Origin of the sequence: Streptomyces sp. NPDC050988, assembly GCF_044456225.1 — a bacterium.
Taxonomy (GTDB): domain Bacteria; phylum Actinomycetota; class Actinomycetes; order Streptomycetales; family Streptomycetaceae; genus Streptomyces.
The window spans coordinates 1037479-1052779 of record NZ_JBITFQ010000001.1 but is presented as its reverse complement, the minus strand read 5'-3'; the positions used below and the strand labels follow the sequence as shown (position 1 = coordinate 1052779).

Here is a 15301-nt window from a genome sequence, read left to right as displayed (position 1 = left end):
GGAGGACTCCCTCAGTCGACGTCGACGATCGTGAACAGGCCCTTCTTGACGAGCTTGATGCCGTCGGTGGCGTCCTTGTTCCAGGTGATGAGTGCGTAGGGGCCGGTCCCGGTCGGGACCTTCACCACCGTCGACCGGTCCGTGGACAGCGGGAGGCTGCCCAGGCTGACCGAGGTGAAGGGCGAGCCCGGCGGGAAGCTGCCGTCGTCCGGCATCGAGTCGAAGTACGCCTTCAGGTCGGCCTCGGTCGTACCTTCCGCGATCCGTACGAAGAGGAACTCGTTGACCTGGCCCGGGATCCGGTTCACGAACCGCACGGGCTGTCCGGCCCGCACCTTGCCCTGGACCTCGAAGCGGGGACCGGTGCCCGGCACGTTCTTCGACACGACCGTCGCGGTCGGCGTCAGACCCTGGTCCACGGAGCTGCCGGACACCGTCAGCCAGCGGTAGCGGGGCTGGGCGTCGGCCACCGCGAGGTAGTCGAACAGCAGGTAGGTGCCCGGGTACAGGCGCTGGGTGAAGGCGCCGGGCTGCCCGTCGTGGATGACCAGCCCGCCGAGCAGGGTGGCGTCCCGGTTCAGGTCCTTGGCGCCTTGGGGCACCTCGGCCGGTGTGTTGCCCAGCGCGCGGAACAGGTCGTTCGTGAAGTCGTCCCAGCTCACCCCCGGCGTCAGCCGGACGAGGCCGATCCAGCCCTTGCCCTGCTGCGTGGTGGAGGCGTTGAAGGTGGTGAGCCCGGGCCGGGTGGTCGCCGGCGCCGTGAACCCCTCGGCGGTGGAGCGCAGTTCGACGGTGTGGGAGCCCTCGGCGGCCGAGGCGGCGACCGGGCTGCTCCCGACGGGCGGGGCAGCGACCGCGGGCCCCTGCACACCGGCCAGGAGCAGCACGACGGCACCGCCGAGCCCGAGCGCCACCCGGCCACCGAGCCCGAGCGCGGTGCGCCCACCGGGTCCGCGGGCCCTTCGCCCACGGAGTCCGCGGGCCGGCCTGCCGCCGGGTCCGGGCCTCGTTCGGCCCGCCGTCCTGCCGTTCGCTGTTTTCTCGTTCATCGCGGGTACGTCAACGCCTTTCGCATGCGTTTCGGGTGCGGGTCTGCGCAGAAGCCGTGACTCAGCCGCGCGCGGCCACGAACTCCTTGATCGAGGCGGTCACGTAGTCGAGCATCTCGTCGGTGAGCGCCGGGTAGACCCCGATCCAGAACGTGTGCTCGGTGATGATGTCGCTGTTGGTCAGGTCGCCGACCACCCGGTGGGGCTGGTCGATGTAGGCGGGATGCCGGGTGAGATTGCCGGCGAACAGCCGCCGGGTGCCGATCTTGCGGTCCTCCAGGTGGGACACCAACTCCGCGCGGCCGAAAGGGGCTTCGGGGTCCACGGTGATCACGAATCCGAACCAGCTCGGGTCGGAGCGGGGCGTGGCCTCGGGCAGGATCAGCCCGGGTACGCCGTCCAGGCCCTCGCGCAGCCGCCGCCAGTTGCGCTTGCGGGCGTCGATGAAGTCGTCGAGCTTGGCGAGCTGGGTCAGGCCGAGGGCGGCCTGGATGTCGGTGGCCTTCAGGTTGTAACCGACGTGCGAGAAGATGTACTTGTGGTCGTAGCCGGCCGGCAGGGTGCCCATCTGGTACTTGAACCGCTTGAGGCACTTGTCGTTCTCGCCCGGCTCGCACCAGCAGTCCCGCCCCCAGTCCCGCAGCGACTCCACGATCCGGGCGAGCGCCAGGTTCGAGGTCAGCACACAGCCGCCCTCGCCCATCGTGAGGTGATGCGCCGGATAGAAGCTGACCGTGGTCATGTCGCCGAAGGTGCCGGTGAGCTGTCCGTCGTACAGCGAGCCGACCGCGTCACAGTTGTCCTCGATGAGGAACAGGTCGTGTTCCTCGGCGAGTTGGGCGATCGCGGTGACCTCGAAGGGGTTGCCGAGCGCGTGCGCGATGATGATCGCCCGGGTCTTGGGCCCGATGGCGGCGGCGACCTTGTCCGCGGTCGCGTTGTACGTCGTCAGGTCCACGTCGACGAAGACGGGGACGAGCCCGTTCTGCAGGATCGGGTTGACCGTGGTGGGGAAGCCCGCCGCGACGGTGATGATCTCGTCGCCCGGCTTCAGCCGCCGGTCCTCCAGATGCGACGAGGTGAGCGCCGAGACGGCGAGGAGGTTCGCCGAGGAGCCGGAGTTGGTGAGATGGGCCTTGCGCCGCTTCATCCGCCTGGCGAACGCCGACTCGAACTTGCGCTGGCTGCGCCCGGCGGCGATCCGCATGTCGAGGGCGGCTTCCACCAGCGCCACCCGGTCCTCCACCTCGAGGACCGCGCCCGAGGGCCAGATCTCCGTCGTACCGGGCACGAACTCCCGTGCCGGGGTGCTGACGTCGTGGTACGCGCGGACCGCGTCGAGCACCGTTTCTTTGGGGTCGCTCATCATCCTGTCCTTTCGTCGACGGGCGGCATCACGGCCGCGAGCAGTTCGCGCAATGAGGTGTCCAGCGGGCGGCGCGGCGTCCAGCCGAGCAGTTCGCGCGCCAGGGAGATGTCCAGGGACTGCCACTCGACGTCGTTGCGGTTCGGCGGCGCGCCGCCCTCCTCGGTCACCGGAACCTCGAGGCCGCTGAGCGCGATCATCCGGTCGATCAGGTCCCGGACCGGCACGGCCTCGCCGCGGCCCACGTTGATCACGCGCCCCCTGACTCGCGCGCCGGGCGCCACGGCAGCGGCCACCACGGCGTCCGCCACGTCCCGGACGTCCACCAGGTCGCGGGCGGCCCGCAGCGGCGGCAGTCGAAGTTCGTCCGGCTTCTCGCCGAGGGCGTCGGCGCGGGCGGCCCCGGCGAGATGCCGGGCGACCTGGCCGAAGAGGCTGGCCACGGAGATCCCGGGGCCGATCACGTTGGCGAGCCGGAGCACCACCGCGTCCGCGTCCTGCTCCCGTACGGCCCGCGACACGGCCTCGGTGCCGAGGAGTTTGGTACGCCCGTACGGGGTGACGGGCGCCGGCGGCCAGTCCTCGGCGATGGCTCCTCCCGGAGTGCCCGCGCCGTACTCGTGGACGCTGCCGAGCTGGATCAACCGGGGTTTGCGCGGCTGCCGGGGGAGTGCGGCGAGCGCCTCGGTGACCTTGGTGACCAGAACGGCGTTGCTGGCGGCCATCTGGGGCTCGTCGGCCTGCCAGACCCGCCCCGCGGAGTTGACGACGGTGTCGGCGCCGACCGTGGCCAGCAGGCCCGCGATCTCCCGGGGGGAGGCGGCGAGCACGTCGAGGCGGACGGTGGCCGTGGCGCCCGAGCGGGGCTCGGCGCTCGGGGAGACCAGGTGCACCCGGGCCCCGAGTGCGGAGAAGGCCTCACCGATGTGGCGGCCGATGAACCCGGTGCCGCCGAGCACGACGACAGTGCCGCCGGCGGCCTTGTCGAGGTCAGGCAACGGCCCGGTCCGTTCCGTGCTTGGCGGCCTTCCACCAGTCCGGGTTGTCCCGGTACCAGGCGACCGTGTCGGCGAGACCCTGCTCGAAGCCGATCCGCGGGGCGTAGCCCAGCTCCTCGCGGATCTTGGTCTCCTCGATGGAGTAGCGCAGGTCGTGCGCCTTGCGGTCGGGAACCCGCTGGATCGCCTCGGGACCCGCGCCGGTCAGTTCGAGGAGCTGCTCGGTGATGGCGAGGTTGGTGCGCTCGTTGCCGCCGCCGATGTTGTAGATCTCGCCCGCCCGGCCCTGGTTCAGGACCAGGTGGATGCCCCGGCAGTGGTCGTCCACGTGCAGCCACTCACGGACGTTGGCGCCCGCGCCGTACAACGGGACCCGGCGGCCTTCGAGGAGGTTCGTGACGAACAGCGGGATGAGCTTCTCCGGGTGCTGGTACGGTCCGTAGTTGTTGGAGCAGCGTGTGATGGACAGGTCGACGCCGTGGCTCCGCCAGTAGGCGCGGGCCACCAGGTCGGAGCCTGCCTTCGACGCCGCGTAGGGCGAGTTGGGCGCGAGCGGCCACTCCTCGGTCCAGGAGCCCTCGTCGATGGAGCCGTACACCTCGTCCGTGGACACGTGCACGACCCGCTCCACCCCGCTGTCGAGCACGGCGTCGAGCAGCGTCTGGGTGCCCAGGACGTTCGTACGGAAGAAGTCGCCCGCGCCTTCCAGGGAACGGTCGACGTGCGTCTCGGCGGCGAAGTGCACCACGGCGTCGTGGCCGGGCACCAGCTCGCGCAGCAGCTTGCGGTCGCAGACGTCGCCGCGTACGAACACCAGGCGCTCGTGCGAGGCGGGCAGGTTGTCGCGGTTGCCGGCGTACGTCAGCTTGTCCAGGGCGGTGACCTGCGCGTCCTCCCACCCGCTGTACGAGCCCTCCAGCACGTTGCGCACGAAGTGGGAGCCGATGAAGCCGGCCGCTCCGGTGACGAGGATCCTCATGCCGTGACCTCCACTCGGGTGTGGTCTCCGACGACCAGCCGGTACCGGTCGACGCCCTGCTCACTGGTGCCGACCGAGGCGGAGCGCCCGATCAGCGAACTGCGCAGGCCCTTGACGCCGCTGACCGATGCCTCGTCGAGGGCGATGGAGTTCTCCACGGCGCTGTCGCTGACCAGGCAGCCGCGCCCGATGGACGTGTGCGGACCGATGTGGCTGTCCTCCACCACCGAGCCCGCTCCGATGATCACCGGTCCCTCGATGCGCGACCGTGTCACGCGCGCGCCCGCCTCGACGACGACCGCACCCAGCAGTTCGCTGAGGTCGTCGACGTCACCCTCGACGGACGGCGCCAGCCGGTCCAGGAGGTAGCGGTTGCAGTCCAGGACGTCCTCGACGTTGCCGGCGTCCTTCCAGTAGCCGCCGTACTGGGTGGCGCGGACGTCGGCGCCGGAGGCGAGCAGCCACTGGATGGCGTCCGTGATCTCCAGCTCGCCCCGGGCGCTGGGCTCGATCGAGTCCACCGCCCGGTGGATGGCCGAGGTGAAGAAGTACACGCCGACCATCGCCATGTCGCTGCGCGGTTCGCGCGGCTTCTCCACCAGACGCAGCACCTCGCCGTCCGGACCGAGTTCGGCGACACCGAACTGGCGTGGGTCGGTCACCTTGTGGACCACGATCTGCGCGGCCGGGCGCCGGGCTGTGAACTCCTCGGCGGTGGCGGCGACGCCCTCGGGCAGCACGTTGTCGCCGAGGTACATCACGAAGTCGTCGTCGCCGAGGAAGTCCCGGGCGACGGCCACCGTGTGGGCGAGGCCGCGCGGGGCGTCCTGGGAGATGTAGGTGAGTTTCACGCCGAATCGGGAGCCGTCACCGAGGGCGGCGTCGATCTCCGGGCCCCGGTGGCCGACGATGACGCCGATGTCGGTGACGCCCAGGTCCCGGATGTTCTCCAGAACATGTACCAGGACGGGGGTGTTGGCGATCGGGATGAGCTGTTTCGGCATCGAATAACTGAAGGGTCGCAAGCGGGTTCCGGAACCGCCTGCCAGCACAAGCGCCTTCATGAGGAGTCCTCTCGATTCACGTGTGCATGCCTTTTCTCGTCGTGCTCCGGGCGTTCGTGCCTCGGGCGTCGGGGCCTCGGCGGTTCAGCGGAGCTGTTCCAGTGCCGCCATCACGTGGGAGGGCAGCGGCATCGTGGCGATCTCCGCGGAGAGTTCGCCCGCGCGCTCCCGGTATCCGGGGTGTGCGAGCAGTTCCTCGCAGGAGTCGGCGATGCGCTCGGCCGTGTCCTCGCCGGGCAGCAGGGTGATCGCCGCTCCCCGCTCGGCGATGCGCAGGGCCGGGCGTTCCATGACGGCCCCCTTGGGGATGAGCAGTTGGGGGACGCCCGCGTTGAGTGCGGTCAGGGTGCTGACACCGCCCGCGTGGTGCACGAGCAGGTCGCAGGTGGGTGCGATGACGTCGAGCGGGACCCAGCCGGCGCGCAGGCCCGGCACTTCGGCGGTGAGGGCCTCGGCCACCTCTTCGGGGGCGGCGACGATGAGTTCGACGTCCCAGGCGGTGACGTCCTTGGCCATGCCGCGCAGGAACTCGAAGTTCCGGTCGTAACTGTCCTTGGCGACCCGGCTGCCCGAGGTCACACAGATCCGGCGCCGCTCACCGCGCGAGTACATCCACGGTTCGAGCCTGCGCTGCCCGTTGGCCGGGATGTAGCGCATCATCTGCGCGGGACCGGCGTTCGCCGGGCGCAGGCTCGGCGGGCAGATGTCGACGAACAGCTCGGGCTCGGGCAGCCGGTCGAGCCCCAACTCGGCCAGCTCCGGGGCCAGTTCGGTGTCGGCACCCGGATGGATGCCGTCGGCCTCGATGGCGTCCCAGGCCTGGCGCACATGCGGGATGCCCAGATGCGCGGCGAGCAGCGGGGCGACGTAGCACATCGTGCCGCCGACGACGAGGTCCGGCCGCCAGGACCGCGCGAACTCCAGCATGCGCGGGAGGCTCTCCGCGCCCATGCGGGCGAACCAGCGGCCGGTGAACAGCGCCTGCTCGACGGGGTCGGAGGGGATCGACTCGGGGTTGCCCTCCCGGTCCCGGGTGATGAACTCCCGGATCGGCCGGTGGGTGGTCGGGATGCCGGGCAGTCCCGAGCCCGTGATGTGCGGCATCATGTCCGCGTTCGCGGCCATCACGACCTGGTGCCCGGCGTTGCGGGCGGCGGTGGCCAGCGGGGCGAGCGCGAAGACGGTCGCGGGGCTGCCCGCGGTGACGAAGAGGATCCTCACAGTGTTCCTGCCTTGGTGAATCGGGGCGTGCCTGTCCTGCCGAACCGGGGCAGAACGCCGGCGGCTCTGGCCTCGGCCACGGTCGGTGCCTTGGCGTCCTTGTCGGAGATGAGGGGGACTTCGGGGCAGTCCCACGGCAGATCGAGCTCGGGGTCGAGCGGATTGATGTCGATCTGCGTTCCGGGCACATAGGTGCTGGAGACGACGTAGCAGATACAGGCGTCGTCGGTGAGCGCGAGAAAGCCGTGGCCGACGCCCTCGGGCACATAGACGGATCTGCCCGAGTCCGCGTCGAGCTCATTGACCTGATGCTTCATGAACGCCGGGGAACCGATCCGCAGATCGACCACGATGTCGCGCAGCACGCCCCGCACACACGTGACGTACTTCGCCTGACCCGGCGGAATGCTCACGCTGTGGATGCCGCGCAGCGTATGGCGCCTCGACACCGAATAGTTGATCTGGCGGGGCTGAAAGGCGACACCGGTCGCCTTCTCCAGCGTGTCGTCACGCATCGCCTCGTAGAAGTTCCCCCGCTCATCGAGTATCTGACGGGGCGTTACCAGATAAGTACCGGGAATGACCATTTCCTCGATCAGCACCGCGCGTTCGCCTCTCTCGGCTCAGTGGCCTCGGGGTGGTGGCCTTTCATGCCTGACGGGACAGCCGCTCGAGGTCGGCCGCGACATCGGCGGGCGATGGCATCGCGGCCATCTCCGTGGCGAGCCGCCGGGCCGCCGCGCCGTACGCGGGGTCCGACAGCAAGGTGTCCAGGGCTCCGGCGATCAGCTGCGGGTCGTCCTGCTCGGCGGCCTTGTCGAAGGTGAGGCCCGCGCCGGTCGCGGCGAGCCGGTCGCCCAGCGGGAAGTGGTCCGCCAGCTGGGGCAGGGTGAGCTGCGGCAGCCCGAAGGCGGTCGCGGTCATCGCGGTGCCCGCGCCGCCGTGGTGGACCATCGCGTCGCAGCGGTCGAGGAACAGGTGCAGGGGCAGCGGATCGATCAGCCGTACGTTTTCCGGTACGGCACCGATACCGGCCCGGTGCCGCCCGGGCACCGTCGCGAGGATCTCGGTGCCGGGCCGGCCCGCGAGGGAGTGCAGCAGGTCCCGGGCGAACGGCTCGCCGTGCAGGGCGAGGGTGTTGCCCAGCGAGACGGCGACCCGCTGCCGTCCGGCACCGGGCCCCCGGTCCGCGCGCAGCCGGCCGGGCACCTCACCACCGCCGCTGTAGGGCACATACCGGATGGATGTGCCCGGCTCGGAGTCCGGCAGCCGCAGGGACGGCGGGCACGGGTCGAGCAGCACCGCCGGATCCGGCAGGCCGGGCAGGCCCAGCTCCTCGCACAGCTCCTGGAAGTCGGGGCGCACCACGCGCCGGGCCGGACCGGAGATGGCGTCCACCGTCCATCGGTGGTGGACCACCGGCACGCCCAGCCGCGCGCCGAGGATCAGTGAGCAGTACTCCAGCGGGTCCGAGAGAATCAACTCGGGCCCGAACTCCCCGACGAGCTCTTGGTAGTGGCCGAGCACGGACTTGGCGTGCCCCATCCAGAGCTTGCCGTAGCCGCCGAGCACCTCGGGCGCGGGCCGGGGCCGTGCCTGCAACGGCCGCTGCTCCTCGGCCAGCCCCCGCAGCAGCATCCCGTCCACGTCGAACGACTCGCCCACGACCGCGCCGGTCAGCCCGGCGGCCCGCACGGCGCCGAGCACATCGGGCTGCCCGGTCACCAGGACCTCGTGCCCCGCCGAGCGCAGCGCCCAGACGAGCGGCACGAGCGGCAGGAAGTGGGTGGGAACAGGGGTGCAGATCACGAGTACGCGCATCTGACGGAGTCCTCTCGGTGCCTGGTCGGTGGGTCGCCGTCAGCGGCGCTCGGCGGTCAGACGTTCCAGCAGCGGTACGACGTCCGTGGGCGCCGGCGCGGCGAGCATCTCCTCGTACAGGCCGCGTGTGCCGAGCTGGAACGACGGGTCCTCCAGGAGTCGCACGAGCTGCTTGTGCAGGCCGTCGACGTCCAGCGCGGCGGGGTCGGCGACCAGGCCGGCGCCCATGTCGGCGACATAGCGGGCCGTGACCATCTCGTCCCACATGACCAGCGGCACCACGAGCTGCGGGACCCGGTGGGCCACGGCCGCGGCGAAGGTGCCGCCGCCTCCGTGGTGGATGATCGCCGAACTGGTCGGCAGAACCTGGTTGAGCGGCACGTACTCGACGGTGCGCACGTTGTCGGGCACCTTGCCGACCGCCGCGAGCTGCTCGTTGTTGAGGGTGGCGACGACCTCGACGTCCAGGGCGGACACGGATTCGAAGAACTCGCGCATCGGGAAGCCGCTGTACTTGCCGAAGATCTTGCGCCGGCTCACCCCCAGGGTCAGCACCGCGCGGGGCCGCTCGGGGCGCGCGTGCAGCCAGTCGGGCAGTGCGGCCGCCCCGGTGTAGGGGACCCGGCGAACCGGGATGTGCGTCAGGTCCAGGGGATGCCGCATCCGGGACTGTGTCAGGTCGAGGGTCCACTGGCCGAGCAGCATCTCGTCGTCGAGTTCGAGCCCGTACCGCTCCAGCATCGGGCCGAACCAGCTCAGCCACGGGTGCTCGGTCAACTCCGAGCGCGGGTCCGCCAGTTCGCGCTTCGTGCGGTCGTGGATCACGGCGACGTTGTCCATGCCCCAGACCAGCCGGGCGTGCGCGGCGCCGCTGACCCGCGCGGCGATCGGGGCCGCGAGCATCAGGGGGTCCCACAGGACCAGATCGGGGCGCCAGGCGCGGGCGAAGTCGACCAGGTTGTCCAGGACCGGGCGGCGTCCGCCCTCCCGCTCGGGCGCCGGGTAGTACAGCGAGAACATGCTGGCGAGGATGGATCGCGCCGTGCGCCAGCCGCCGCTCTCCTCCGGCTCGGCGGGGTCGAAGCCCAGCGACGGACGGTCCGGCTCGGCGTCCCCGGTGTGCGCGCCGAGCGCCGGGGACAGCTCGTCCGGGGCGCCGAGCGACACCGCGGTGAGCCCGGCCGCGCCGATGTTCCCGATCACCCCCGGGTCCACCACGCCCGAGTGGCTCGCCACGACGACCTCGTGCCCGGCGCTCTGCAGCGCCCAGGCCAGCGGCACGACCGAGTACAGGTGTGAGGTCGCGGGAAAGATGGTGAGCAGGACACGCATCGTTGATCTCCGTTCGCGTTCGGGAGCGGTCGTCAAGTCGCCTTGTGCGGCTGGGGAGTTCGGGTCCACACCGCGGTGAGCGCGCCGGCCGCCGACACGGCGGTGAGGAAGAGCAGCGCCGGGCGGTACCCGGCACCGGCCAGTACGGCCACGGTCGGCAGGGCGAGTACGGCGCCGAGTTGTACGGCGGTCTGGTAGACCGGCACCGCCTGGCCCTTCCGGTCGGCCGGAATCCCGGACATGGCCTGCATGTTGAGAGCGGCGAACGACAGCACGAAGGCCGCGCCGACCAGCAGCAGCGTCGGCAGCACCCCGGTGATGTACGAGCCCGGCTCTCCGCCCGCCAGCGCGGTCACGCAGCCGAGGGTCGCCGCGCAGCCCCCGGCGACGATCAGCCGCTCGCTCCCGAAACGCCCCACCAGCCGCCCGGCGAAGGGCAGCGAAAGGGCCAGCGGCACACAGGCCGGCAGGAACGCGAGCGCCAACCGCCAGGCGTCCCAGCCCCATTGGGCGTGCAACTGGTGGGTGAGCAGCAGGAGCAGACCGAGATACGTGCCGTTCAGCGTCGCCGCGCAGACCGCGGAGCGCACGAAAGGACCGTTGCGCCACAGCCGTACGAGCGTCTCCCGAAGCGGCGGCGGACCGGCCCCCGGCGCCGCGTCCGCGGGAATCAGCCGGAAGCCGAACACCAGCAGGAGAAGGGCGATCGGCGCCGGGAAGACGAGATCCCACCGCCAGCTCAGCGCGGTGAGCGCCCCGGAGCACAGCAGCCCGACCGTGAACCCCGCGGCGCCGAACAGCGAGTACACCGAGACGGCCCGGCGCTGTTCCGCACCCGCCCGGTAGGTCGTACCGATGATCGCGAGCCCTGTGGGTGCGGTGAGCGCGGCGCACATGCCCTTGACGACCCGGGTCAGGATCAGCAGCGCACCCTGATCGGCCAGGCCACCGGCCACCGAGGCGGCCACGAAGACCAGGAGCGCCGCCAGATACACGCGTCGTCTGCCCCAGCGGGCGGTCACGCGCGGACCGAGCAGCAGCAGGGCCGCGAAACCGGCCGCGAAGCCGCTCATCACCCACTGGGTGCCCCACATCGAGAGCCCCAGATCGTCCCCGAGGGCCGGCAGCGCGACCAGCACCACGGACACTTCGAGCGCGTCGATGAGCATGTTCCCGGCGAGCACGAACAGAAGCGCCCGGTGGGCGCGGCTCCCCTTCGCCGAAGGGGCACCGGGGCGTGGAGAGACTGCCGTCATGACGTGCTGACCACCTTCGGGGCGACAGGAATCCGTGCACAGGCCGGCCGTGGCTCATGGGGGCATCGACCGAGCCACGGCCGGCCAGTCGGGGAGGCGGGCCGCGGGGCGGCGGCCCGCCCGGTCAGCGCAGCAGCGTGCCGCCGCTGGCGTCGAGGTAGGAGCCGGTGATCCAGCGGGCGTCGTCGCTCGCCAGGAACGCCACGACATCGGCGATGTCCTTGGTCTCGCCGACCCGCTCGAAGACCGAGTAGCGCGCCATCTCCGCGACGGCCGCCGGGTTGTCGAAGATCGGGGTGCCGTTGTCGGTGATGCCGGGCCCCACACTGTTGACGGTGATGTTCCGCGGGCCCAGGTGCTTGGCATAGTGCAGGGTCAGCTGGTCGATGGCGCCCTTGGTCATCGCGTAGGCCACCTCCTGCGGGTTGGCGAACCGGGTCAGCCCGGAGGAGATGTTGATGATGCGTCCGCCGTCGGGCAGGAGCCGCAGGGCGCGCTGCACGATGAAGAACGGGGCCTTGGCGTTGACGGCGAACAGCCGGTCGAACTGCTCGGGCGTGACGTCCTCGGGTGCCACCCCGCCCATCACCCCCGCGTTGTTCACGACGATGTCGAGAGTCGTCTCGCCGGTGCGCTCCTTCAGCCCGCGCTCCAACTCCAGGAAGAGCGCGTGCACATCGCCGGCCACGCCGAGTTCGGCCTTCACGGCGAACGCCCGGCCGCCCTCCTTCTCGACGGCGGCGACGGTGTCGTCGGCTCCCTCGGTGTCGCGTGAGCAGTGCACCGCGACCAGCGCGCCCTCGCGGGCCAGACGGATCGCCGTCGCCCGTCCGATGCCGCGGCTGGACCCGGTGACGAGCGCGGTCCTGCCGGTGAGCTTGCCCATGGTGCTCCTCCTGTGCGTGCGGGTGAACGGGCCTGTGGCCGTGGGGTGTTCTGTCTTGCCGGTGTCCGGGACGGCGGGGCGCGGGCCGTCGAGCCCGCTGATCATCGAGGCGAGGTGGCGGCGGGCGGGTTCGAGCGCGAGCAGTTCCCCGAACACCACGCGCAGGGCGTCCACTTCGGGTCCGCCGAACAGCAGCTGGGCCTGCGCCTCGATGTTGCCGAGCACCCGTGCGCCCACCGGGTGCCGCTCGGCGTGATAGCTGTCGAGCACCTGGTCGTCCGCGCGGCCGGTGATCCGCGCCGCGAGTTTCCCGCCGAGCGCGGCCGCGTCCTGGAGACCGAGGTTGAGTGCCTGGCCGCCGACCGGGAGCTGGACGTGCGCGGCGTCCCCGGCGAGGAGGACCCGGCCGCGCCGGTAACTCGCCGCCTGCCTGCGGGCGTTGTGGAAGGCGTTGACCCAGACGGGCCGGGCGCCGGCGATGTCCTCGCCGGTCACCCGCGCCCAGACCCGGCAGACCTCGGCGAAGTCCGGGGCCCGGCCGTCCGGGGCGGGTGTACGGCCGTACTGGTGAACCATGAGGCGGGTGACGCCGTCCGGTCCGCGCCGGGAGTTGGCCACCCCGTTCGGGTGCCGCTGGAAGCGCCGGTCCGGGATCTCGATTCCGCTGATGTCCGCCCGCAGCAGCTCCTTGACCGGGCCGCTGCCGGGGAACTCGAAACCTCCGAGGCGCCGTACGGTGCTCTGCTCGCCGTCACAGCCCGCGAGGTAGGCCGCTCCGAACCGCAGCCGCTCGCCGGCGGGACCGGTGGCCGCGATGTCGACCCGGTGCTCCGCGACCGTCAGCCCGGTCACCGTGTGCCCGCGCAGCACCTCGGCACCGAGCCCCGCCGCCCACTCGTACAGCACCTTCTCGACCAGTGTCTGCGGTGCCTTCCACTGGCCGGGAAACCGGCTCGGGCGCGCCACGGTCAGGTCGAGCGGGATGCCGCCGAAGTGGCCGGGGCCCGCGCTCGGCGGCGGCCCGAGCCGGTCCAGCAGGCCCAGACCGTCGAGGATCTCCATGGTCCTGGAGTGCAGGACCGACGCCCGTGACTCGTCGGTGGGCTCGGCCAGTTGCTCCAGTACGGTCACCCGGGCGCCACCGAGGCGCAGGGTCCCGGCGAGCAGGAGACCCACGGGCCCCGCGCCCACGACGACCACGTCGGTGTCCGGCGCTTCGGCAACCTGTACGACCACCGCTCAGCGCCGCGCTTCGGCGTACGCCTTGGCGTGGCCGAGCGTAGCCCGGCTGTTGTTGCCCAGCGCGTTGCGGATGAACTCGCGGGCCTCGGGAATCCCGGCCTCCTCGCCCAGGATTTTGGTGATGTTCTCCGTGTTGAGGATCACCGTGTGCTGCGAGGTGGCGGTGGTGACGCCGTCGGCCGACTCCTCGAGCTGCCAGTAACCGGTGTGCAGGTTCATCAGCGCCGGCAGCGTCGTCTGCTTGTAGACGATCCGGGAGTGAGGGAAGCACACCCGGATCGACTCGGTGGTGTGGACCGAGCCGTCCTTGGTCAGCGTGTCCATCCGCAGGACCTGCAGCCCGGGTGAGTCCTCGGTCAGCGAGACCTGCTTGACGTGCGGGAGCCGCTCGCTCCACAGCTGGGCCTCGTTGATGAAGTCGTAGACGTCCTTGGCGGCACCCTCGATCTCCAGGCTGTCGGTGAACGACAGGGTCAGCTCGGCGGAGCCGGTGACGCGTTCGACGTTGCTCTTCAGCGCGGCCAGCTCGGACCGGCTGTTGCGGTCGACGGCCTGGTCGATCCACTCCAGGCCCTCCGGATCGTCGTCGACGGCCCGGTAGTCGTGCAGCAGGCGCACGCGGGACGCGCCCTCGCCGGCCGGCTCGATGATCCACGTACCACCCATCGAGGCCACCGGCGGGGCGGACACCTCCTGCCGGAACGTGATGCGCCGGGCCTCGGGGTCGAGCGTGCGGCGCGAGGTCCAGCCCTTGGCCGCGCCGTTGGCGGTGGCCCAGATGCGGATGCGTTCCTCGCGCGCGCCGCGTTCGAGGTGGTCGACATGGACGGTCGGCGGGAAGATCAACGGCCAGTTCCCGACCTCCGCGATCAGCCGGTACACCTCGGCGGCCGGGGCTTCGACAGTGATCTCGTGCTCGACCTCACGGACGGTCATGGTGAACTCTCCTCACGGATAAGGGATCAGAAGTTGCCGAGGCCGCCGCAGACGTTCAGGGCCTGCGAGGTGATGGAGGCGGCGGTGTCCGAGGCGAGGTAGCCGACCAGGCCGGCCACCTCGTCGGGCGTGGAGTAGCGGCCGAGCGGGATCTTCGCCTGGAACCTCTGCAGGATCGCGTCCTCGGAGGTGTCGTACGCGGCCGCATAGCCCTGCCGTACGCGCTGGGCCATCGGCGTCTCGACATAGCCGGGGCACACGGCGTTGACCGTGATGCCGGTCGGGGCCAGTTCGTTGCCGAGGGCCTTGGTGAAGCCGACGACGCCGTGCTTGGAGGCCGAGTAGGGGGCGCCGAGCACGACACCCTGCTTTCCGGCCGTGGAGGCGATGTTGATGATCCGGCCGCCCTCCTTGGCCGCCATGCCGCCCGTGTTGAGCACCTCGCGGCTCATCAGGAACACGCTGTGCAGGTTCGTGGCGATGACGTCGTACCAGAGTTCGTCGGCGATGCCGGCGGTGGGTCCGCCGCCGCTGCGGCCCGCGTTGTTGACGAGGACGTCGATCGGGCCGAAGCGCTCGACGGCCTGCCGCACGAAGCGCTTCACGTCCTCGCCCTCGCGTACGTCGCATACGGCGCCGTCGACGTCGAGGCCCTCGTCGAGCAGCTCCTTGACCGTGCGGGTGACACCGTCCTCGGTGCGGGCGCACAGGAACACCCGGTGACCCTGCTCGGCGAGGAGCCGGGTCACCGCGAGGCCGATGCCGCTGGTCGCGCCGGTGACGACGGCGACCTTCTTCTCCGTGTTGCCGGACGTGGCAGTCGTCATGTCTGTTGTCTCCTCTGTCTCCTGACGGAACGTCAGCTGGACCGGGCGGGCACCAGGAAGGAGTTGACGGCGCCGATCAGCGCGCGCGGGGTCTTCGCCTCCGTCACCGTGTCGTCGTCGAGCGTGATCCCGAACTCGCGCTCGATCCGGCCGCTGGTCTCCAGCAGGGCCAGGGACTCGTATCCGAGCGACTCGAAGTCCGTGTCGAGAATTTCGCCGTCCAGGTCGACGGCCTCATCGGCGCCGGCCCCGTCGCGCAGAATGCGCCGAAGGTCTTCGATGGTGAACTCGTGAGCGGGCATGACGGTCCTTTCGTCGGGCGGT

The 15301-nt window shown here is 71.1% G+C and carries 14 protein-coding genes; all 14 read right to left on the bottom strand.

The features are described from left to right. Positions 1-11: 11 nt before the first annotated feature. Positions 12-1049 carry a hypothetical protein gene (locus ACIBEI_RS04690; protein ID WP_398884977.1) on the bottom strand — a complete coding sequence of 346 codons (1038 nt, stop codon included), beginning with the start codon at positions 1047-1049 and terminating at the stop codon, positions 12-14. A gap of 61 nt (positions 1050-1110) precedes the next feature. After that, complete coding sequence (gene rfbH, locus ACIBEI_RS04685) at positions 1111-2415, bottom strand: lipopolysaccharide biosynthesis protein RfbH (protein ID WP_398884975.1); 1305 nt, start codon at positions 2413-2415, stop codon at positions 1111-1113. Next, a complete protein-coding gene (locus ACIBEI_RS04680; RefSeq protein WP_398884974.1) occupies positions 2415-3413 on the bottom strand; it encodes an NAD-dependent epimerase/dehydratase family protein in 999 nt (332 codons plus the stop codon). Before ACIBEI_RS04680 ends, rfbH begins: the two co-directional genes overlap by 1 nt. Next, positions 3406-4392, bottom strand: a complete 987-nt coding sequence (gene rfbB / locus ACIBEI_RS04675) for a dTDP-glucose 4,6-dehydratase (RefSeq protein ID WP_398884972.1) — start codon at positions 4390-4392, stop codon at positions 3406-3408. Before rfbB ends, ACIBEI_RS04680 begins: the two co-directional genes overlap by 8 nt. Continuing rightward, a complete protein-coding gene (locus ACIBEI_RS04670; protein ID WP_398884970.1) occupies positions 4389-5456 on the bottom strand; it encodes a glucose-1-phosphate thymidylyltransferase in 1068 nt (355 codons plus the stop codon). The genes rfbB and ACIBEI_RS04670 overlap by 4 nt, the downstream gene beginning before the upstream one ends. An 84-nt stretch (positions 5457-5540) precedes the next feature. After that, the gene (locus tag ACIBEI_RS04665) at positions 5541-6677 is read right to left on the bottom strand and encodes a nucleotide disphospho-sugar-binding domain-containing protein (RefSeq protein ID WP_398884968.1); all 1137 of its coding nucleotides are present in this window, start codon (positions 6675-6677) and stop codon (positions 5541-5543) included. Continuing rightward, a complete protein-coding gene (locus ACIBEI_RS04660; protein WP_269647260.1) occupies positions 6674-7279 on the bottom strand; it encodes a dTDP-4-dehydrorhamnose 3,5-epimerase family protein in 606 nt (201 codons plus the stop codon). The genes ACIBEI_RS04665 and ACIBEI_RS04660 overlap by 4 nt, the downstream gene beginning before the upstream one ends. A 46-nt stretch (positions 7280-7325) precedes the next feature. Beyond that, entirely contained in the window at positions 7326-8498 is a 1173-nt protein-coding gene (locus ACIBEI_RS04655; RefSeq protein ID WP_398884966.1) for a nucleotide disphospho-sugar-binding domain-containing protein, read from the bottom strand. A gap of 39 nt (positions 8499-8537) precedes the next feature. Then, complete coding sequence (locus tag ACIBEI_RS04650; RefSeq protein ID WP_398884964.1) at positions 8538-9830, bottom strand: activator-dependent family glycosyltransferase; 1293 nt, start codon at positions 9828-9830, stop codon at positions 8538-8540. A 32-nt stretch (positions 9831-9862) separates the two neighbouring features. Continuing rightward, positions 9863-11086 carry an MFS transporter gene (locus ACIBEI_RS04645; protein WP_398884962.1) on the bottom strand — a complete coding sequence of 408 codons (1224 nt, stop codon included), beginning with the start codon at positions 11084-11086 and terminating at the stop codon, positions 9863-9865. Between the two features lie 124 nt (positions 11087-11210). Then, positions 11211-13208 (bottom strand): SDR family oxidoreductase, encoded by a 1998-nt coding sequence (locus ACIBEI_RS04640; protein ID WP_398884961.1) that lies wholly within the window; start codon positions 13206-13208, stop codon positions 11211-11213. Positions 13209-13211: 3 nt separating this feature from the next. Then, positions 13212-14150: an aromatase/cyclase gene (locus ACIBEI_RS04635; RefSeq protein ID WP_398884959.1), complete on the bottom strand. Its 939-nt coding sequence runs from the start codon at positions 14148-14150 to the stop codon at positions 13212-13214. A gap of 26 nt (positions 14151-14176) precedes the next feature. Next, on the bottom strand, positions 14177-14977 hold the full coding sequence (gene fabG / locus ACIBEI_RS04630) for a 3-oxoacyl-ACP reductase FabG (RefSeq protein WP_398884957.1): 801 nt from the start codon (positions 14975-14977) through the stop codon (positions 14177-14179). A 32-nt stretch (positions 14978-15009) separates the two neighbouring features. Then, positions 15010-15279, bottom strand: a complete 270-nt coding sequence (locus tag ACIBEI_RS04625; RefSeq protein WP_398884955.1) for an acyl carrier protein — start codon at positions 15277-15279, stop codon at positions 15010-15012. Positions 15280-15301 lie beyond the last annotated feature (22 nt).